The organism is Cellulosimicrobium sp. NPDC057127 (genome assembly GCF_042670945.1).
Lineage (GTDB): Bacteria > Actinomycetota > Actinomycetes > Actinomycetales > Cellulomonadaceae > Cellulosimicrobium.
Window position 1 is genome coordinate 56,796 of the sequence record NZ_JBHUUP010000004.1, and the last position, 21,000, is coordinate 77,795.

At 67.2% G+C, this 21,000-nt stretch carries 14 protein-coding genes; 4 read left to right on the forward strand and 10 right to left on the reverse strand.

Annotated elements, in window-relative coordinates; all coding sequences use genetic code 11:
- Nucleotides 1-6: 6 nt before the first annotated feature.
- The 5 genes from ACFTZA_RS05305 to ACFTZA_RS05325 are packed head-to-tail and all read right to left on the reverse strand — an operon-like array spanning nt 7 to nt 7,181.
- Nucleotides 7-780 carry a DUF6339 family protein gene (locus ACFTZA_RS05305; protein WP_378191567.1) on the reverse strand — a complete coding sequence of 258 codons (774 nt, stop codon included), beginning with the start codon at nt 778-780 and terminating at the stop codon, nt 7-9.
- Complete coding sequence (locus ACFTZA_RS05310) at nt 777-1,676, reverse strand: hypothetical protein (RefSeq protein ID WP_378191569.1); 900 nt, start codon at nt 1,674-1,676, stop codon at nt 777-779. The genes ACFTZA_RS05305 and ACFTZA_RS05310 overlap by 4 nt, the downstream gene beginning before the upstream one ends.
- Entirely contained in the window at nt 1,673-3,616 is a 1,944-nt protein-coding gene (locus ACFTZA_RS05315) for a hypothetical protein (RefSeq protein WP_378191571.1), read from the reverse strand. The genes ACFTZA_RS05310 and ACFTZA_RS05315 overlap by 4 nt, the downstream gene beginning before the upstream one ends.
- Nucleotides 3,613-4,635, reverse strand: coding sequence for a PD-(D/E)XK motif protein (locus ACFTZA_RS05320; RefSeq protein ID WP_378191573.1), 1,023 nt, complete (start codon nt 4,633-4,635; stop codon nt 3,613-3,615). The genes ACFTZA_RS05315 and ACFTZA_RS05320 overlap by 4 nt, the downstream gene beginning before the upstream one ends.
- Nucleotides 4,632-7,181 (reverse strand): Z1 domain-containing protein, encoded by a 2,550-nt coding sequence (locus tag ACFTZA_RS05325; protein WP_378191575.1) that lies wholly within the window; start codon nt 7,179-7,181, stop codon nt 4,632-4,634. The genes ACFTZA_RS05320 and ACFTZA_RS05325 overlap by 4 nt, the downstream gene beginning before the upstream one ends.
- Nucleotides 7,182-7,435: 254 nt before the next feature.
- Here ACFTZA_RS05325 and ACFTZA_RS05330 point away from each other — a divergent pair, with 254 nt between their 5' ends.
- A complete protein-coding gene (locus ACFTZA_RS05330; RefSeq protein ID WP_378191576.1) occupies nt 7,436-8,986 on the forward strand; it encodes a DNA cytosine methyltransferase in 1,551 nt (516 codons plus the stop codon).
- Nucleotides 8,987-9,303: 317 nt separating this feature from the next.
- Here the strand turns inward: ACFTZA_RS05330 and ACFTZA_RS05335 are convergent, their stop codons facing one another.
- Nucleotides 9,304-10,260 (reverse strand): HNH endonuclease, encoded by a 957-nt coding sequence (locus tag ACFTZA_RS05335; protein ID WP_378191916.1) that lies wholly within the window; start codon nt 10,258-10,260, stop codon nt 9,304-9,306.
- A 253-nt stretch (nt 10,261-10,513) separates the two neighbouring features.
- Between ACFTZA_RS05335 and ACFTZA_RS05340 the strand changes: the two genes are divergently transcribed.
- From ACFTZA_RS05340 to ACFTZA_RS05350, 3 genes are all read left to right on the forward strand, one after another.
- Complete coding sequence (locus tag ACFTZA_RS05340) at nt 10,514-11,218, forward strand: hypothetical protein (protein WP_378191578.1); 705 nt, start codon at nt 10,514-10,516, stop codon at nt 11,216-11,218.
- Nucleotides 11,219-11,376: 158 nt separating this feature from the next.
- The gene (locus ACFTZA_RS05345; protein WP_378191580.1) at nt 11,377-11,973 is read left to right on the forward strand and encodes a MarR family transcriptional regulator; all 597 of its coding nucleotides are present in this window, start codon (nt 11,377-11,379) and stop codon (nt 11,971-11,973) included.
- Nucleotides 11,966-12,445, forward strand: a complete 480-nt coding sequence (locus ACFTZA_RS05350; protein WP_378191582.1) for a HEPN domain-containing protein — start codon at nt 11,966-11,968, stop codon at nt 12,443-12,445. The genes ACFTZA_RS05345 and ACFTZA_RS05350 overlap by 8 nt, the downstream gene beginning before the upstream one ends.
- Before the next feature lie 13 nt (nt 12,446-12,458).
- On the opposite strand, the gene ACFTZA_RS05355 is transcribed toward ACFTZA_RS05350, so the two are convergent.
- The 4 genes from ACFTZA_RS05355 to ACFTZA_RS05370 all read right to left on the reverse strand — a co-directional run bounded on the left by ACFTZA_RS05355 (nt 12,459) and on the right by ACFTZA_RS05370 (nt 20,864).
- Nucleotides 12,459-13,769 carry a prolyl oligopeptidase family serine peptidase gene (locus tag ACFTZA_RS05355; RefSeq protein ID WP_378191584.1) on the reverse strand — a complete coding sequence of 437 codons (1,311 nt, stop codon included), beginning with the start codon at nt 13,767-13,769 and terminating at the stop codon, nt 12,459-12,461.
- A gap of 114 nt (nt 13,770-13,883) precedes the next feature.
- Complete coding sequence (locus ACFTZA_RS05360) at nt 13,884-14,096, reverse strand: helix-hairpin-helix domain-containing protein (protein WP_378191586.1); 213 nt, start codon at nt 14,094-14,096, stop codon at nt 13,884-13,886.
- Between the two features lie 253 nt (nt 14,097-14,349).
- Nucleotides 14,350-16,821, reverse strand: a complete 2,472-nt coding sequence (locus ACFTZA_RS05365) for an OmpL47-type beta-barrel domain-containing protein (RefSeq protein ID WP_378191588.1) — start codon at nt 16,819-16,821, stop codon at nt 14,350-14,352.
- 152 nt (nt 16,822-16,973) lie between these two features.
- Nucleotides 16,974-20,864: a ThuA domain-containing protein gene (locus tag ACFTZA_RS05370; RefSeq protein WP_378191589.1), complete on the reverse strand. Its 3,891-nt coding sequence runs from the start codon at nt 20,862-20,864 to the stop codon at nt 16,974-16,976.
- Nucleotides 20,865-21,000 lie beyond the last annotated feature (136 nt).

Consider the following 21,000-nt stretch of genomic DNA (forward strand, 5'->3'; position numbering starts at 1 on the left):
CTGGGGTCAGGCCGGCCCCTCTCCCCTCAGCGCCATGATCGCCTGACGCGCAGTGCGATCGAGCTCGTCGTGGAGCGCGCCGTCACTCAAGGCGTTCAAAGAGAGGAACGGCACGATGCGGCGCAGCAGCACGAGCATCGACCGAAACGCCTCGCGCTCGTTCAGTGCGTCAAGCTGGCCAGCCTCGCGCAGGTCACTCCACACGATTAGAAGATTACGGACGATCTTGGGACTCGCGCCGATCTGCGCGCGGCGCGCATAGACGTGGTCGAAGTCAGCCTCACCGAGGATCGTCAGGAACTGGTACGGGTCTTCGAGGGCGGCGTCGTGGACGAGCTCCGCCCTCCACCACAGTCGCCCGAAGACGTGCCGAGTGATGTCCGTGTTCTTCACCCGATCACCCGGCGGGTTGGGGAAGCGCCAGTAGGCGACGTCTGGCAATAGCACCAATGATAGGAACGCCCACATCTCGCGCGAAGCAGCCTCGGCTGCTGCCACGTTCATGGTGCCGTGCAGGAGCCGCGAAAGGGCGACGTCGAACTCTGGGGCGCGATGGGGTGGCTGGGGATAGCCGTGCTGGCCTGCCAAGTCACGGACGGAGGTGGCGAGATCGGCGAGGCGTTCCGGCCGAACACGGCTCCCACCCGTGGCAACGTAGACCGCGGCGTCGTCGTGCGCGGAGGCTCTGGATGCCAGTTCCTTGAGCGATGTCGAGTTCGCGTACTCGTCGAAGAGAGCGTCGACTCTAGCTCGGAGGAGACGCGGGTACAGCGTGCTCATCGGTCGCTCCCAAAGATGTTCACCGCGGCCTGGACTTCGGTCGCGACTAGGGACGGGCTGTCCTTGGCACGAAGCCGGACGTCCTTGACGGTCCGCACGCCGAAGACACGGCGGAACACGTCGAGTAGCATGGCCCCGAGCGTCTCGTCGTCGTAGTAAATGTCGTCGTCGAAATCGTCACATTCCAGAGCATGCTCGATCATGGCCCTGGCGACGTCCGCGTATACGGCCGAGAGGATCAGCCGATCAGCAAGCCGAGGCTTGCCAGCGTTCCCGAACGCCTCGGCGACGGGCTTGTGTCTCGCGTTCACGAGCAGGAGCAGCGAACCCATCGCCGCCGACTCCAAAGAGCCACTGATCTGCAGGTGCCAGCCCGCACCCTCTGGCAACGATGTACTTGAGAAGTCGACGACGGAGATCGGGAATTGCGAAGCAGTGCCTTGCAGGCGGATCGAGGAACGGTGCTCCCACAGCATCGACCCGGCACGCCAGGGCGCCAAGGGGTCGGTGCGCCCGCAAGCCTTCGCCAGTACGAGAACCGTGTCGACGTCCACGACCCCGCCTACCGAGGCGCCCGGGATCGTAACGTTCAAATTCATGTCCACTGTCCCGGAGGGGGCGAGCCGTCTTGCGGCCGCGCGACCGAACAGCCCGGAGCCACTGGATCTCCAGACGACACAGAGGTCGAGCGGCGCGCCTTCAGGTAGTCGACACTCCGCCCTCACGGTGGTGACATCTATTTGGATCGTGCGTCGAAGTTGGACGTCGAGGTTGTAGTCCCAGTCATCGAGGCTCCCCGGCAACTCCACCAAGCCGTCACCGAGAACCAGGGACCATTGAGATGACACCACGGAGGACGGCGACGGCCGAAGGTAGGGGTAGGCGATCTTGCTCACTGCTGCACCGCCTCGGCGCCAATCTCGACCACTGTCATCGTGTCCTCGACTGGCCGGACCATGAGCCTCCATGTGCCGTCCCCACCGGTCACGACCGGGGAGGGCTCGGCAACAACCGTTTCGTCGGGCCTCACCCAGCCGAGGACCTCTGGCAGTTCCGTGGCATCGCGGTCTCGTCCCGTTGCATCAACTGCAATCGCGATCGTCAATTGAGCACCGAGCCGCACTGGCGGGCTGCCGGGAATCCTGAACTCCTGAACGAGAGCGAGCTCGCCTTCACGGTGCACGAGGTACGGGTCTCCGACGTAGTCAACCTTGACGCGTGCGACCGTTTGCGTCCCGGCACCGTTTCCGGGCTCCCTCTTGCCGCCGCCGGAACCGGACCGCGTTCCGGTGCCTGTGGGCCCCGAACCAGGGACGTTTGATCCGCCGCCGCCGCCCTGAGTCCCGAAGGACACGTGCCTGCCTCCGAATCCTGACGAGCCTCGAAGCAGATCCGAGAAGTAGTTGCTGGCAGCGCCCAGCGCGACGCCCTTGCTTTCCGACCCCACGACCACTCGAAGCCCGCTGATTTCGCTCTGGATGTCACGCAGCTTTCGGAACACCGCGTTGACGAAGCGCCGTTCTTCCTGAGGAAGGCTATCGACATTCCAGGCATCATGAGTCGGCGGCTCGGCCCTCGCGAATATTCCATCGAGCGACTGGTCAACGCGGAAGACTCCCGCGTATCCCTTCAGTTCAGCCTGCGGTTCAATACCCGGGCGGTAGGTCACCACCAGTTCGGCAGACCGCATCAGGCATACGTGGTGAACGAGGTTGTTCGAGAAGCCCGCGCTCTCGGCGGCCCTGGTCAAGGTCCAGGGCAACACAAAGGTGTCGTAAAGCCCGAACGTGCCGAGCGCGCGCTTCGGACGTCCGGCGTCGATCGTGCGAACCTCCGGGCCATTCATTCGCCGATACGCCTCGACAAACATCTGCACCGGCTGCGTGGTGGTCGGGTCAGGGACCGCATGCTCTCGGCCGTCAACTGTGACGCTGAACGTCATAGTTGGCAGCCCGTCGGTGCGAGGCAGCATCTTTGGCCAAAGCTGCCACATAATTGTCTCCGCCAGGTAGTCCCCGACAGCCTCCATCGAACCTAGTTCCTGATCGATCTCAGGGTCGACCACCACCACGGTCGTGCCGGTCTCGTTTGGCCCGAATGGGCGCAGGCCGAGCCTCTCGGCGACGTCGTTGGCCTCGTCGTCGATCAGCGGCTCGACGATTCCGCCGTCCACCTTCCCCCACCAATGTCGGCCCGTGAATCGGGCCTCGCCACCGCCAGCTACTCGTTCGGTGTAGCTGTGGGCCAATACCGACCCGACGAGCCTCGTTTGGAGCCGACCCTCGTGCCGGGTCCTCGTGTGGATCAGCACGGTGTGGGCACGGGAGAGCATGAAAAAGATGCCCTTGCCAAACCCGTAGGTGCCGCCACCGAGAAGTGTGTCCCGAGGCTCCCCGACATTCCGCACGAATGTCACGAAGTCGCGCGGGCCGTTGGTTACGACGTCGGCACGAGTGGGCCCGCCGAGCCCTTTGGTTCCGCGGTCCGACACGACCAGGGCACGGATCGTCGTGCTGTTAAGAGTTCGACGCAGCGGAAAATGCTTCGCGTTCCGGGGAGCACCCTCGAGAAGGAGACTTCGCCAGGCGTAAGTGTGCGCCGGGCCGACCGTGTACAGGTCGAGTGCGAAGTGGACGTCCACACCGGGCATGTCGGATCGCGCGTCCCAGCTGTTCTGGGCTGCCTCACGGACGAGCACGGTGAGCAGATCCAACGCTGGCCGGCCCAGCTGGTTGCGTATGCCCTCGGCGGCAGACGCACCCTCGGGCGGATACTGCTGAGAATCCCAGCAAGGCGCGGTTGCGGTGAAGGACGAGTCTGCAGAAAGGGAAGTCATGAAAGGCCGTGCGCTCCCTTGCTCAACAGCTGTTTGACGTTGTCGGACGGCACGGGAGACGGTGAGTCTGCCGCTAGGTCGACGCAGTAGTCGACATCGCGGATGGCGTCACTGATTCTCGCTGCCGCCAAGGCGGCTCGAGTGAGGCGTGGGAACGCGTCGTCCACGTCGTACCAGCGCTCGTCCGTGACCGTCCAAGCGCGCGAGTCGTTGCTCTCGACGGCGCCGAGAACGTACCCGACCGAAGCCAGAAGGGACAGCACGGCAGCTTCGTCGTCGGAGAACGCGAGCACGTCTTTCGCGAGATCCAGGAGTGTCGTGCCGCCACCCGTTCGCCTTCTGTCTTCTAACTGGATCACGGCCAGGAGAAGTCGTCGATCCTCGGACGCCTCCAGCTGATCCAATCCGTGGATGCGGACGGTACGGCCCTCGGTGAGGCTCGTCGCCTTTACTTCGACGTCGAGGTCTTCAAGACGGAAATCGTGGCGCGCTCCATGAGGTCCGGCCCAGCACAGATGCGCGCTTGCGTCGGCTTCAAGTAGGCGCCGCAGGACCAAGAGCTCGCCGTACAGGCCCGCCGCTGCCTCGTCCGACAGAACACCGGCGGGCCGGTCGAAGAGCGAGCGCCAGCGGTCGACGACCTGGTAGACGGCCTTCATCGGTTGGTGCCCGAGACCATCTAGTTCGACCACGACGTCGGAACACAAGTCGTCGAAGAGGTAGGAGAGCTCAGGTCGGAGGCACGAGAGCGCAGCGAAAGTCGTGTGGCTACGGTCGTCTTCGAGCACGCGTTTACGCAACATAAGACCTGGACCGTCGAGTCCCGAACGTACTCGCGTGGAGGACAAGATCGGTACCAGGAGGTGACGAACGCCGTCGTGGTCGACGGCGAGTGCAACGTTGCCCCACGACGTCGCGGTGGGGAGCTGGTGAACACGCATGCGAGTGTCGGATGACGGCGGCAGGGCAAGCAGCCGCTCCCACTCCGCCTCGAAGGTACTGCGGGCCGAAGAGCTCAATCCTCTTCCTCCAGGGCGCTGAAGTCCTCGTCCTCTATCGCGACGCCGGAGAGATCGGCCTGGATGTAGCTGTGGGCTGTGTCATCGCCGGCCGTCACCTCGGGGAAGACGATGCCAACACCGATGACGTGGTCTTCCGCGGCGAGATTTTCACGCGTCTTGGCCGCCCGAACCGTAGCTGGCTTGGAGTCCTTGTCGATCGGGTAGAGCACGAGCAGGCCCGTCGAGGGGGCGTGCACGCTTCGCGCTTGCATCAGTTCCTTCTCGGTCGCGTTCGAGTAGTCTCCGGGCAGGTCGACGGCGGCATCCTTGCGACTCATGAGGGTCTTGATGTCCGCAAAGTCCTCGCGCTCGGTCTTGATTCGTGCGCGCCCGACCCGCCCGACCGTGACGTTCTCGTCAAAGGAGAAGCCGTTGCTGCCGTTCAGCGGATTCCCCACAACAGCAATATTCCACTGCCGGAGGGCATTTGCTGCGCGGACGCGCTTTTGGATGTACTCGGTGAGGAGCTCGGTGTTGGCCACTCCCCAGTCTTCGTGAAACGTGTACTCCGTAAGGAAGCCTAGAACGGCCGTGTATGAGACGTCTCTGAACACGTACCGCGCGTCGTCCACAACGGGGGAGACGCCCTCAGCGGTAGCCGCCTTGATCAGCCCTCGTGACGCTGATATGTTCCCGCGAAGCCATTCGCCGTCCGTCTGAAAATAATGCGTCTGGAGCCGCTGCCCCCCATAAGAGGCTGACGCAGTGACGGCGTCCTTCATCTTCGCTCGCGCCGTCACCAAAAGTGCTGGATGCGTCTGCAGGCGAACTGCGAAGTCCAGCGGTGTGACATCCTCGGTCATGTACCGGTCGATATCGGAACGCATCTCGTGCTCCACCATCGCGAGGTGCCGGAACCAGCCTGCGAGCTCATCGGTCATCCAGATCCGAGGTAGATCTGCGTAGCCGGAGCGGAACCCGAACCAGCGGCCCATCTGGAGCAAGGTGTCATAGGCCGACACCGCCCGTACGAAGTAGCTGACGGACAAGCCCTCAAGCGTGAGTCCGCGGGACAACGTGTTCCCTCCGACCGCGACGGCCACGACGGGGCCGGCCTCATAGTCGAGTCGGTCGTCGCTGCTGGAATTGTCCATGATGACGCGGCAAGCTCGTATCACCCCCGGGAGCTCGCCAACCAATTCCTCGAAAGCAACCGGTGTTTCGCCGAACTGCTCCGCGGGCACACGCTTGGTTTCAAGCTCCCAAAGGTCACGCAGCCGTGCGACGGCGGCGCCACTCGCAACATCGCGATACAGGTCGCCGAGCAACGTCCGCAGCGGACCTCGATAGCTTAAATGCACTGCCGTGTTCACACTGGTGTGAATGAGCATCGTGTTGTGCGGGTTGCCGGTCCCCCGAACCCGACGCGCGGCAGTGGCCAGGAGGAAGTACTCGAGCGCGTCGCGTAGAGAATCGACGATCGTCGGAGCGAAGGTCTCCACGTCCGTCTTCTTTAACGGGCGGACGTGCTCGCAATCCCCCTTCGGGACCGTGCGCACCATGTCGTACCCGTCCGGAGCATCCTGGGGCTCCTCCCCATCGATAGGATCGCGTCCGAAGATGACCTCCGTGCCGAAGTGGCCAGCTGGCTTCGGCAGATTCACGATGAAGTCCCGCGGGTACAGGTCCTCCGCCGCCGGGTTGATGAGCAGATTGGCGAAGGGCGTCGCCGTGTAGCCAAGGTACACACTGCGCGGAAGCCCGCCCATAATCCGCATGATCAGCGGGTTGATTGTCTTCGTTGCAACAGTCGCCTGATCCGATTCGTCGTCAACGATCAGGGTCGGCGTGTCGACAAGGTATTGCGACGCGGCCTCCAGCCACTCGGCCAGCTTTCGCAGCACCGTGCCGTTCTTCTTGACGACGCACAGAACCTTCGGCCCTGACGCCTTGCCGAAGAACGCTGCTGGGTTGGGCGGGGGGATGAAGTCGTGGTCAGGGCTGGTCAGCTGATGCCAGTGCGACGGGTTGGGCTTCACCAGCTGATTGACGAGGCGGTTTTGCGTCTGGCGCCGCAGCCCATTGTGAATGCCCGAAAGCACGATAACGAACTTGTACCCTCGGTCGGCCGCCTTCGCGACCACCGACGTGTAACTCGTCGTCTTGCCCGACTGTACGTAGCCGACGACCAGGCCCCGGGAGCGGAAGGTCTTCTCGTGCGGATGGTTGAGCAGCGACACGATTCTAGTCGAGGAGTCGTCGAGTGATCTGACCGAGTCCTTCCCCCAGCCGTCGGCGCGGAGGATCTTCTGCACAGCGGGCCAGTACCGATCAGCTGCTCTCGGGCCCGTGTACCACGCTGCGCGCCCCTTGCTCTCAACGACGGCCGGCTCGTCAAGCTCCTTGACCTTCTGAGTGCTCGCTTCGAAGCGGGCGCGGATGGACTCGACGGTAGCGGTCGGAACCCCCAGGGTCAGCAGACCCTTGACCGCGTCGGCGGGCGTCTGATTCTCAAGGAACGTCAGGAACGTCTGGTACTGGATCTCGAACACTTCCGCGGACATCCCCGAACTCCCTCGTCGTCAAGGTACCGACCCGTAGCGAGGCACGACAGTAGTGGCGGCCGGCACGCGCCAGGCGGCCTCGGAACGAAATCACCCGGTGGTGCTTCGGCGCCCACCCAGCGTGACGACCCTAGATGACGTCAGGCCTCACGTCACTCACCGCCCCACGAGGTCGGAGGGACGCAGCTACCTGCGCCGAACCAGGCGACAGCCATGCAGGTATGACCGTGGGCGCGTGCCGATACGATGCGCGGATGCAAGGCGCACCGAACCGTCCCGATCCGATCACCGTACTTGATCTGTTCGCAGGCTGTGGTGGCCTCACGGAGGGGTTCCATCAGTTCCGTCCCGAGGGTACGAGCCCAGCGGACCCGCCGGTCTTCCGAAGCGTCGGTGCGGTCGAGTGGGATCTTGCCGCCGCGGCGTCGTACGCGATGAACTTCGGCGCGTCATCACCTCGGAGAGTACAAGATATTGATCCGACGGAGATATTTCGCGAGGACATCATTGGGTGGACTCCGAAATGGGGGCCTGATGAAATCGACGTCGTCGTCGGCGGCCCGCCTTGCCAAGGATTCTCCGGACTCAACCGGGACAAGGTCGGCGCCGAGCGCAACAAGCTCTGGCAAGAGTTCATTCGCATCGTTGTTGCGGTCCAACCCAAGGTTTTCGTCATCGAGAATGTCGACCGCTTTGTTCGATCACCAGAGTTCAGCGACCTCCTCAGACGCATGGGTAACGGTGATCTAAAAAACTACGAGCCCCGAGACGCTCCGGGGACGAAGGAATGCGACACTTCACAGCAGCGGGCCTCAAGGTACCTGTTGAACGCCGCCGACTACGGCGCGCTGCAGGCCCGCCGGCGCGCAATCTTCATCGGCGTCCGTGTGGACGTACCGCTACGACCCGACCGAATGCAGTACCCAGAACCTACTCACTCGAAAGAGCTGTTGGAGCATCGAGACCTTCTTGCTGGTTTGGACCTACCAAGGGGTATGCGGGCGTGGCGGACGATCGATGAAGTTTTTGAACGGACCCGCACGTGGGACTTGAGCCGGACCGAGCTGCCGTCGAGATCCAAGTGGGTCCCCGAGCTCGAAGAGAAGTTGCAGGGCCCCTACGCGACCGAAGAACTTCACATCACGCGAAACCCCGAGCCGATCTCGCTGGCACGCTACGACGCCATTCCCCCGCGTGGCAACCGTAAGGATCTGCGCGGACGCTTCTGGTGCCGCTTCGCCGACGGCCAGGAGATTCTGATGCAGAAGAACTCGGCTTACAGAGACGATAAGGGCAGACTGATGTTGCCGGGTTCGTACACGGAGGTTGTGCAGGGAGGCGCCCTAGGCGCACGCACCTACACCGTCGAGCGGGCTTCCAGGCTCAGACTTCGATCTGACCGCTCCGCCAGGAGCAAGGCCGACGCCTTTCGCGCAGTGATTGAAGATGGGGAACGGAAGCGTATTGGCACTCTCGTATATCTATCGACTGAAGCGTGGGACAAACATGATGCCGGTGCGGGCGATGTAATGGGTCGGCTCCGTGGCAACGCTCCGTCGGTGACGATCAGAACCGAGTTTTTCAAGCCCGAGAAGGGCAGGTATCTTCATCCGGTTGAGGGAAGGCCAATCACTCACTACGAGGCCGCCAAGCTCCAGGGCTTCCCAGAGGACTTCTTGTGGTGCGGATCGAAGACCCAGATCGCCAAACAGATTGGTAACGCGGTACCCATTCCGCTTGGCACCGCGATCGCAGGTTCGATCTACAACTATCTACGAGCAGGCGAACCGGCGCTCGAGTCGTGACGGTCACCTCCGGGGCGTGGTCGGCGGCCCCACAGCGCCAGCCGTCCGCGCAAAGACGCCGCAGATTCGACGATGCACTGATTCTGCAACCGTGGCCCTTAAGCAGTGCCGGTCCGCTGATATGCGAGCACCGAGCGGATCGTGACAAGCTGAAACCAGTCCACTGTTGGGCAGCTGAGGGCGAACTCAGCGAGCACTCTTCCGCAAAATATGGGACGCAGGCGGGCAGGCTCGAACTTCGATGGCCTTGCCGCGCCCCGGCCGCGAACGGGAGTGTCCTCCGTTCATCCACGACTGGCTCGGCACTAGACCTGCAACTACCCCCGTCGCCGGCTCCTCCAAGCTTGCGTTGCGAGCTCGAAGTGGCCGTGGATCAGGTCGATTCGCGGACGACTTGCCGTGCCGAGCACGAGGTCACGGCCGGAAAGCTCCTGAAGAAGCGTGAACCGATCGGTCAATGCGGGGTCGACACGCGCTCGCCAGGTGCGCGGGTCGATCGTGAGGACAAGCCGATCGAAGAGCCGATGAACATCGGCACGGAGCAGTAGTCCGCCCTGGAGATCATGGTGCGGCGAGCTGGCGTAAGCATAGAGATGCGCAGCGTCTAGCACCTGCTCCGGCTGCGGTCCGGTTACTGCACACACCGCCCCGTAACGCTTGAGTAGCTCGCGGCGAAACTCGGCTTGGCCCCGTCGAGCCTTCGCGAGAGCTTTCAGAAACCCGCCTTCAATCGCGCTAACCTCGCGAGTTGCTTGGAGGAGTAAGCGCCCGTCTATACCGGCAAGGCGTCCAACCAAGTCTTCCACGGCTCTGGGTTCGAGTTCTCTGATCGCATTCTGCTGATCTGCCCCAGCGTACACGTCGGCCAAGAGGCGCACGGGGGCAGGCGAGGGCAATGGAAGCCACCCGTTGCTATAACGCGCGACGAACTTGGTGACAGATTCTATTCCGAGATCGGGCGCGTGGAACTCGGCCTTGCACTTGCTGCAACGAAATTCGGGCAGAAGCCTCGCGCGCCTTACAACCGCGGATTTGCGGCAATTGGGGCAACGTAAGATTTCTTTCTCACCTTCCGTGTGATCGATACGATCGACGACGCCGAACCCGAATATTAGTTGCGCGTCGCGAATCACGAGCACGTCGCCTTCGCTCAGGCGTGAGCTATTTATGACGTTCGAGTCGTACTCGTAGCGCTCGCCAAATCGATCGCCGTATAGCGCCTCTTCGCTGGAGGCGAAGATTTTAGAGAAACAGCTCCAGGCGGACCGCGTCATCACGACCCCAATCTTGGCAAGGTGCGAACTTCCTTTGAGTGCAATCGCTTCAACGCTGACAGCTAGGCCCGGGAACCTGCGTTAGTTCATGCCTTCCCTGAGCGTCGTCGGACGTCTCTCCGTGCCTGGCGACACTATCGCGTATGGGTCTGATCACGCGGCAGATTCACCCGATGGGCTTCCGATGGACCAGTGATGTGCCCAGGATGAGCCCCGTAGGGTCCCGGTGAGCCCCAGAAGGAGCGACGAACCGGTGCGCATCCGCAGGAGGAATACAGTGCCGCTCTCACCGAACCTCATCGAGGCCGTCCGCGCGCTGGACGTCCGTCCCCGCGAGCGCCGATGGTCGAGTGTCACGTACTGCGTCCTGGACGCCGTCTGGTCGATCGGCATCAGCTACGACCGGCACGTCGTTCCGGCTGTCCGACGCGTCGCGGCCGCCGCGGGTGACGTCGAGCCGGTCGTCTCCGTCATGACGCTCCCGGCGTCCGATCCCCTGCCGCTCTCGGCGTTCCGTGACACGTACCGGACTCCCGACGAGCTCGTCGCGGTCACGACCGCGCACCGCACGTCATCTCGCAGCAGGGTCCTCAAGGCGGAGACTGCCCTCCGGTACGCGGATGTTCTCGTCGAGGCGGGCGTCGACACGTTGCCGGACGCAGCCAAGGCGCTGGAGGACTTCGCCAGGGTGGACGAGATCAGCGCTCGTCTACGCCAGATCCCTGGGGATGGGGTGCGCACCGGATACTTCTGGATGCTCGTCGGCGACGACGACACGCTGAAGCTGGACCGCATGATCTTGCGTTTCCTCAAGCGTCACGGCACGGAGACCGGCGTTGCCGGCGCGAAGGACGTACTTCGCGCACTGGCGGCCGAGCTGACGGGGACATCGAACTATCGCGTGACGCCGTGGATGGTTGACCACGCGATCTGGAACGCAGAGCGAGCGCGTCGCTGACGGGGAGCCCAGAGGGAGCGTCCACCGCAGCACTCGGCCCATCTGATGCACGGCGGGCAACGCTCTTCGCGACGCAGCGGCGAAGGTGGCCGCCGATCGCTCCGGAGACAGCTCCCGCGGTCTAGCGATTTCATAAAGCGACGGATAGCCTTCGTTATATGAAAGTAGCGCCACCACTGCTGCTCCCCCTGCTGCGGTCGCGGACCCAGGGTGACCTCCTTGCGCATGTGCTCCTCGCCCCGGGACGTGTACAGAGCGTCTCCGAGATCGCTGACGCTGTGGGGACCTCCGCACCGACGGCGACGCGCGAGGTGTCGCGTCTCGAGGACGCCGGTCTCGTCCGGACCACGAAGCGGGGCAACACCCGCCTGGTGCACGTGCTCACCGCATCGGTGGTCTACGGCCCGCTCGCCGAGCTGCTCGCCGTCACGTTCGGCCCGCTGGCAGTGCTGCGCAACGCGCTCCGCGAAGTCGCCGGCATCCAGCACGCCTTCATCTACGGGTCGTGGGCCGCGCGCTACGAGGAGCAACCCGGGTTCGTCCCGGCCGACATCGACCTCCTCGTCGTCGGCGACCCGGACCGGGACGACCTGGCGGACGCGGTCGAGGAGGCCGAGCGGCGACTGCACCGCGAGGTCAACGTCCGCCGTGTTCGCGCCGACGAGTGGGCGCAGGACACGAGCAGCTTCAAGAGCACGGTCCTCGCCGGGCCCACCGTGGACGTGATCGGCACGACGGGCGGTGGCGATGCCTGAGCCCCGAAGCAGATGGACGACCGGAGCATCAGTCATCCTCGACGCGCTCAACCAGCGCCGGCTCCAGACGGTCCACCCGTCCGACGAGCACGCCGCCCTCCTCCTCCAGCAGGCCGAGCAGCACCTGCGCACTGCGGCACTGATCCTCGACACCGACCCTGCCGGCGCCTTCGCAATGCTGTACGACGCCGCGCGGAAGTCGATGGTCGCCGTGCTCGCCGCACAAGGGCTGCGGCCCACCTCGCGCGGCGGGCACCGCGTCGTCCAGGACGCCCTCGAGGCCCAGCTCGGACCCGACGGACGTCGCGTGGTCCGTCGGTTCCGCGAGCTACGGCTCCGGCGGCACGACTCCGAGTACCCGGACCTCGACAGCCAGCCGGTCACGGCCGAGCAGGCACAGCAGGGCCTCGACGACGCGCGGATGATCGTCGCGGCGATGCAGCGGTTCCGCCCGCTGGTCGGTCCGTGGTGACCCGCCGCTGGCCTCAGCGCGAGGCGGCCGTGTCACCCTCGCCGTCACGCACCTGCTGGCTCATCCACTCCCAGACGGACGTGCCGTCGTCGGCCGTCGGGGCGTTGCGCGCGAGGTAGATCCACGACCAGTGGCCGGAGTAGGTCTGCCCGCCCCACTCCACGGAGTCGTAGAGCGTGATGAGCGAGCCGGGGACGAGCTCGTGCGCCCAGACGGTCGCGCGGTCGAAGGGCACGGTGCCGTCGTCGCGCGAGTGGATGAACCACGTCGGGGTGTCGGCGAGCCGGGAGACCTCCTCGGCGTCGGTCCGATAGCTCGGGTCGCGGTTCAGCGTGATCGCGGGGGCGACGGACACGAGGGAGGCGAACGTCGCCGGGTAGGCGGCGACGAGCTCGATCGACATGAGCCCGCCGGCGGACGCGCCGGCGACGTGGATACGGCTCTGGTCGATGTCGTGCTCCGCGGAGAGCTCCTCGACGAGCGCGCGCAGCTTCTCGCGGTAGCCGGCCTCGTCGGCGTTGTACCAGGTGTCCGGCACCTGGGGTGCGACGACGTACGCGCCGCCGAAGATCCGCTGAGCCTCGGGGGTCGTGAACCCGAGTGCGCCGCGGTTCGCCCGGAGCTGGGCCTCGTTCTGGTACAGCCCGGGCAGCCCGCCCTCGCCGTTGCCGTGCAGCCAGACGACGAGCGGCCGGTCCCCGCGGGCTCGGCGCGGCTCGTACAGGCGGTACTTCAGCCCGTCGCTGGTCACGTCGCTCGAGAAGGCGTCGACCTCGGGGTCCACGAGGTCGCCCTGGCGGAACTCCTCGATCACCACGTCGCGGCCGTTGCGCAGCTCGATCGGCTCGTCCTGCGTGATGGTGTAGTCCAGGTCGAGCAGCACGTTGCGACCCTCCGCGCCGAGGTACTGGAGCGTCCCGGCGCCGGTTCCCGAGGCGAGCAAGAGCCGGACGCTACCGTCGCGCGTGATGTCGGCGTCGGTCACCTCCCGCTCGACGTCGAAGACGACGTCCGACGGCGCGCCGGTCGCGACGCCGTCGGGCAGGCTGCCCACCGCGCGCACCGAGAACGCGGACGGCTCGACCGAGGCGGCACGGATGCCGGGCAGACGGTCGAGGTCGAGCGTCACCGACGTGACCTGCTCACCGGCGTCCAGGACCGTCCCGTCGAGCGTGAAGGACACCGTGCCGGGGTCGAACGGATCATGACCGTGCCCCAGCCCGTGGCCGTGCCCTGGACTGCCGTGCGCCCCGCTGGGGACGGCGGTGGCGAGCAGGAGGGCGGTGGTTCCGGCGAGCACCGATGCTGCGCGGACGAGCTTCATGACGACTCCTCGACGGTGAGGGATCCGGACGTTGGCCGCGACCAACGTACGGTCGCCCGACCGCGCCGGCACCTCGGGACGACGGCGCTCGAGAACCGGCGCCGTCCGGGCGCGTCAGCGTTCCGCGATCGCTGCGCGCAGCAGCCGCACCGCCTTGGGCCCGACCCCGTGCAGGGCGAGGAGCTCCGCGTCGCTCAGCCGGGCCACGTCGGACAACGACGTCACTCCTGCCTCGAGCAGAGCGCGCGTCGCGGGTCCCCCGATGGTCGCGGGAAGGTCCTCGACCGGCCCCGGTCGAGCCGCGTGGGAGCGGGGGAACCTCGTCATGCTCTCACCCTGCCACGCGCCGCGATCCCGGTCCGCAGCGAGCACGCGGTTGTCGACAGCCCGGCACGTGGTTGGCCACCGGATTTCCACCCTGACGGTGGCTGAGCCCGTGTTCGGCGCGCGCCTCCACGAGCGCGACCACGGACACCCGGCACGATCGTCGCCCCGGCGGCGCCGGCACCCCGGGACGCGGACGAGCCGGGCCGCACCCCACGACGAAGGGTGCGACCCGGCCCGGGTCTGGCTGCTCGCGTCAGCGAGCGATGTCGGACATCTCCGCGGCGGTGATGATGAGCTGCCGCTCGGCGCCGATGAGCACGCCCGCGTCGACGAGGTCACGGGTGACCTGGCGCACGTGGCGGACGAACTCGCGGTGGGTGGGGTACTCGTCGTCCTGCGCGATGTGGTCGTTGACGGTGCAGCCCTCGCCGTCGTCGAAGTTCTCGACGGTGGAGTCGTGGCCGTCGATGATCACGGTGGGGCGCACGTCGGAGCCCTGGCAGCGGTCGCGCCGCAGCTCGAGGATGGTGAACGTGACCTCGCCGGTCTGCGAGACGTTGCCCGCGCCGTCGACGGCGCGGTACCGCACGACGTGCTCGCCGTCGGCGGCGAGGACGAACGGGGCGGCGTAGCGCTGCCACGTGCCGTCGTCGACCTGGAACTCGGTGCGGTCGACGCCGGACTCCTCGTCCACGGCCGTCAGGGTGACGGTGGCGCGGCCGACGAAGTCGCCGTCGCGCGTCCGGCTGCCGCCGACGCCCGCAGTGACCTCGGGACCGTCGGTGTCGCCGGGGCCCTCGCCCTCCATGTCGACGACGATGGACTGCGGCGCGGACACGTTGCCGGCGACGTCCGTGGCGCGGAACGTCACGGTGTGCTCGCCCGGGTCGCGCAGCGTGATGGCCTTCGAGTACGGCATCCACTCGCCGCCGTCGATCTGGTACTCGACGGACGCGACACCGGAGTCGTCGTCGGTCGCGAGCAGGCGGACGAACGCCGGGCCGACGTACTCGCCGGCGTCGTTGCGCGGGCCCATCACGCGGTGGCGGATCTCGGGGGCGACGGTGTCGCTCCCGTCGGCCTCGACGACGTCGAACGTGACGGTGCCGGCCTCGGAGACGTTGCCGGCCTCGTCCGTCGCGCGGTACGCGAGGGTGTGCTGGCCGGGCTCGTCCACGACGACGGCCTCGGTGTACTCGGTCCAGCCCGCACCGTCGAGGTCGTACTCGACGGAGGCGACGCCGGAGCCGTCGTCGGTCGCGGTGACCATGACGGACGCGGAGCCCACGTAGGCGCCGTTCTCGTCCTGCGTGCCGCTGAGCTCGGTCGCGACGGTCGGGGCGGTGGTGTCGCCGTTGTCCTCCGCGACGACGGTGAACGTCGTCACGGTCTCCTCGGAGACGTTGCCCTCGGCGTCGGTGGCCCGGTAGACGAGCGTGTGCTCGCCCGGCTCGTCGACCACGACGGGCTCGGTGTACTCGGTCCAGCCGGCGCCGTCGAGGTCGTACTCGACGGTCTCGACGCCGGACGCGTCGTCGGTCGCGGTGAGGGTCGCCGTGGCGGAGCCGACGAACGCGCCGTTCTCGTCCTCGGTGCCCGACACCTCGGCGGTGACGGTCGGGGCGGTCGTGTCCGGCTCCTCGCCCTCGACGACGGTGAACGTCGTCGAGCCGACCTCGGACTCGTTGCCCGCGGCGTCGGTGGCACGGTAGGAGACGGTGTGCTCGCCGGGCTCGGTGATCTCGAACGGCGCGGTGTACGGCATCCACTGCCCGTCCACCTGGTACTCGATCGTGTCGACGCCGGAGCCGCCCTCCTCGTCCTCGGCGTGGATCATGACCGACGCGCTGCCGACGTACTGGCCGTGGTCGTTCATGTCGCCGCTGAGCATCGCGTGGACGGTCGGGGCGGTCGTGTCCTCGACGACGTCGCCCTCGACGACGGTGAACGTCGCCGTCTGCGCCTCGGACGTGTTGCCCGCCTCGTCGGTCGCGCGGAACTCGAGCGAGTGCTCGCCCACCGCGTCGACGGCGAACGGCTCGGTGTACGCGGTCCAGCCCGCGCCGTCGAGGTTGTACTCGACGCCCGCGACGCCGGAGCCGTCGTCGACCGCGTCGAGCGTGACGGTGGCCCCGCCGACGTACGCGCCGTCGCCGTCCTGGTCGCCCGTCACCGTCGCGGTGACGGACGGTGCCGTGGTGTCGTCGCCGCCCCCGCCGTCACCGGTGACGACGAGCTCGCCCCACATCTCGCCGTGCCCGGGGATCGCGCAGAAGTAGCGGTACGTGCCCTCGGTGAACGTGACCTCGGCCTCGTGCAGGCCGCCGTTCGCGTCGAACGGGCTCGCGAGGATGTTGAGGTCCACGTCGTGGTTGTAGCCCGGCGTGGAGGTGTCGAACGTCAGCGTGTGGCTCATGCCGAACGTGCTGCCGGTGGCGATGCTGTTCTCGAAGATGATCGTCGCCGGGCCGGCGGTCGCCGTCGCGGGGAACGCCTTGTAGTCGGTGACGGAGTTGTCGGCCGTCCAGGTGAGCACCTGCTCGGCGGCGACCTGGGCCGCGGGCGCCGCGGGCAGGCCGACGGCGGCGGTCGAAGGGGGCAGGGTTGTCGCCGTCGCGGGCGCGACGGAGACGACGGTGGCGGCGGTCAGCCCGGCGACCACGGCGGCTACGAGCCGTGTGGTGCCGCGGCGACCGGTGGCGCCGGAACAGGGACGTCGTTCCATGGGTGTGCACTCCTCGTCGATGTGCAGTGTGGTGCGTGCGTGGGGGTGGAGCGTGGGGGTGGAGCGTGGTCCGGCCCGAGCGGGCGCGGGGCGGGGAGGACCGGGCCGGCGGGGACGACGTCTGCGCCGTCCCCGCCGGCCCGGTCACGCGGTCACAGGTCCGCGACCCGGATGTCGCGGAACTCGATGAGGTCCGCGTTCCCGTGGTTCTGCAGCCCGATGAACCCGCTGTCGAACTGGCGCAGGTCCGTCGGCGGGTCGCCCGCGCGGGACGACTCCTGGCCCGGCGCGTTCTCCCACTCGTTGATCACGACGCCGTTGCGGATGATCGTGTACTGCTGACCGACCACCCGGATCTCGTACTCGTTCCACTCGCCCTTCGGCTTCTCGCCGCCGGTGTCGAGACCGACCGGGTCGAAGTTGTAGACCGAGCCGGTCTTCTGCGGCTCGCCCGTCGGGCCGTCGTAGATCTGGATCTCGTGACCGCAGTAGATCGCGACCCAGGCCGGCGACGACTGGCCCTCGGCGCACTCGGCGTCGCCGGGCTCCTCGGGGTTCGGGAAGCGCGTGAACACACCCGTGTTGGCGTGGTGGTCACCCGGCGAGACGTCGCGGTAGAGCAGCTTCACGGAGAAGTCCCCGAGCTCCTCGCCCGCGTACCAGAGCATCCCGAGACCGCCGCTGGAGCGCAGCGACCCGTCCGGCTGGAGCGTGAACTTCCCGGTCGGCGCCTGGACCCAGTCGAACAGGGACTCCTCGGTGCCGTCGAAGATCGTGCGGTACCCACCCGGGTCGACGCCGATCTGCGAGCGCGCGGCCGCGTTGACCAGGGCGTTGCGCTCCGAGCCGGTGATGCGGCTGTCGTCGAACAGCTGCTTGGCGACCGACCGCACGTGACGCAGGAACTGCTTGTGGTTGTCCCACTCGGCGTCGTCACGGAACAGGTCGTTCATCGTGCAGCCGCCCAGGTCGAGGTTCTCGACGTGCGAGTCGAAGTCCCCGAAGAACACCGTCGGGCGGTCGTCCGGCAGCGTGCAGCTCGGGCTCGAGTCGGTCGTGACCGTCTCGGTGGACCCGTCGGCGTACGTCACCGTGAGCGTGGCCTGGTAGTCGTCCACGCGCTGGTAGGTGTGCTGCGGGTTCGCCTTGCGCGAGGTCGCGCCGTCGCCGAAGTCCCAGTGGTACGCGACGCCGCCGGAGCGCTCGCCCGTGAACTGCACCGTGAGCGGGTCGCCCTGGACGCTCGTCGCGGACGCGGTCGGCACCGGGGTGGGAGCCCCGCCCTGGTACGTGATCCGCATGAGCTTCTGGTTCGGGTCGAGGCTGAAGAAGCCGCCCGCGTAGTCGAGCAGGTACAGCGCGCCGTCCGGACCGAACTTCGCGTCCATCCAGCTCTGCAGCAGATCGTCGCCGCGGCCGCCCGGGATGATGTGGCGCAGGTCCTCCATGAACGCGGGAGCACCGGCCTCCTCCACGGTCTCCGGGTCGACCGTCACCGCGACGCGGTTGTTCGGGTTCGACTGGTCACCGAGGAACCACTTGCCCTCCCAGTACGACGGCCAGGCGACGTCGGACTCCGGGTCCACCTGCGACTGGCGGAACGTCGGGCCCGACATGACGGCCTGGCCGCCACCGCGCAGCCACGGGATCGTGTACGTCGCGTCCTCGTCCTCGTACGTCGGGATGCCGTTGCCGCGGTCCGGGAAGACCGGGCCGCCACCCGACGGCGAGTACCAGATCATGTTGTCGCGCACCGGCGGGATGTCCACGAGGCCGGTGTTGCGCGGCGACGTGTTCTGCGGGTTGTCGCAGTCGTACCAGTCGGTGAGGACGCTCGCGTCCTCGTTGCTGCGGTCGCGGTACGGCTGGCGGTTGCCCATGCAGTAGGGCCAGCCCTGGTTGCCGGCCGACGTGATGATCGTCGCCGTCTCGTACTTCGCCGGCCCGAGCTCCGGGTTCGGCATCGTCGCGTCCGGCCCGACCCACGCGGCGGTGAGCCAGTCGGTGTCGGGGTCGATCTGCAGGCGCGAGATGTTGCGCACGCCCATCACGTAGATCTCCGGGCGCGTCTTGTCCGCCGGGTACTCGCCCTCGGGGAACAGGTTGCCCTCGGGGATCGTGTACGTGCCGTCGTCCTCGGGGTGGATCCGCAGGATCTTGCCGTTGAGGTCGTTCGTGTTGCCGGAGGTGCGGCGAGCGTCCTGGAAGCTGATGCCCGCGTACTCCTTCGTCCAGTTGTTGCCGGAGTACCCGTTCGAGCCGCCGGACGAGTTGTTGTCGCCGGAGCCGATGTAGAGGTTGCCCTCGTCGTCGAACGCCATGCCGCCGCCCGCGTGGCAGCAGCTGTGGATCTGCGTCTCCCACTCGAGCAGGTCGACGCGCGAGCTCTGGTCGATCGTCGGGCCCGCGGGGTCGTACGTGAACCGCGAGACGGTGCGGTAGCCCACGCGGCGCTCACGGTCGATCGACTCGTGCGGCATCCAGTAGGCGTACAGGTAGTGGTTCTCGGCGAAGTCCGGGTCGGGGACGAGGCCGAGCAGGCCCTCCTCGTTCTTCACGAGCTCGTCGCCGGAGCCGCGGTTGCCCATGACGTCGAGCGTCGTGAGCAGCGTGACGTCGCCCGTGTCCGGGTCCCACTGGTGGATCGTGCCGCAGCCGAGACCGACGTCGGGGTTGTCCCACGACGCGATCGGGCCCGACGGGCACGCGCCGCGACCGATGTAGAAGACGGTGCCGTCGGGCGCGATCGTCACGCCGTGCGGCTCGCCGTTCTGGTCGAGCGTGCCGGGCGTGTTCGGCGCGGACAGGCGCTCCGCGGTGTAGTTCGCGGCGATCGTGGCCTGGCAGTCGCCGCGCACGGCGCCCGTCGTCCACTGGAGCGCGCCGAGCAGGTGGTTGCGGAAGTTCTCGTCCGACCAGCTCTCCGCGGTGCCGCCCATGCCGGTGAAGAACGAGCGGCCGCCGTCGTAGTCGCGGCACCACGAGACCGGCTGGAACGGCGACGTGCTGGGGCCGGCGTCCGGTCCCGGCTCGAGCGTCGCGACGGTGTGCACCTCGCCGGCCGGGTCGTCGGACCAGTCGAGCCACTTGTCCTCGCGGTCCCACGTCAGCGGCAGCTCGGCGTTCGCCGGGTGCTGCCGGTCGACGAGGTCCACCGTGCGCGCGGAGACCGGGATCTCCGGCTCGGGCTGCTCGACGGAGTCCGCGCCGTACAGCGAGATCTCCGCGAGCTGCGTGAGGTCGTCGCCCGCGGTCTGCTCGATGTTCAGCCGGAACCACGTGTACTCGGTGTCGCTCTCGACCTCGAAGTCGCGCGGCTGGAAGCGCTGCGGGAAGTCCTCCCCGCTGCGCGAGTCGACGTCCTCCCACGACTCGCCGTCCGTGGAGCCCTGCAGCGTCCACACCTGCGGGTCGCGACCGTCGGCGTCGTTGGCCGACGTGAGGGTGTACTGCGCGAGCTCGAGCGGTTCCTCCATGCGCAGCGTGATGGTCGCCGTCGGCTCGAACGCGAGCCACTTGGTGCCCGGGTCGCCGTCGATCAGGTTGGGCGCGTCCTCGTTCGGCGGGTTCTCGGCGCTCGCCGTCACCTCGGCGACGTCCTCCGCGTCCGGCTGCGCGCCGGCGATGCGGGTACCGATGAGGCCCGTGAACCACTGCGACGCCTCCTGGGCGCGCGCCGCGTCGCGCACGCCGAGGAACCCGCCGCCGTCGTTCACGTAGTCCTGCAGCGCCGCCTCCTGCTCGGCGCTGAGCTCGATGCCCTCGGACGACAGCATGACCACGCCGCGGTACTCGCCGAGCCCGGCCTGGCTGAAGATCGCCGGGTCGGACGACGCCTCGACGTCGAACCCGTTCTCGGCGCCCAGCTCGCGCAGGGCGGTCGCGGCCTCGACGACCGGGTCGTCCTGCGCGTCGGGCGCGCCGTGGAAGACGAGGACGCGCAGCGGGTCCGCGCCCTCGACCGGGGCCTGGACCGCCGTCGTGGTGCTGCCTGCCGCGGGCTGCGGCTGCGCGACCGCGGGCATCACGGCCGCGGTCGCCACGAGCGCGGTGCTCAGGCCGACGGCCAGGACTCTGGGCGCTCCCGGGCGGGAGCGTCCTCCCCTCGCGGGGGATGGTGTTCGTCTGGTCAGCACTCTCCAACTCCTTCGTCATCGGTGCGGTGCGCCCGGGGCGGAT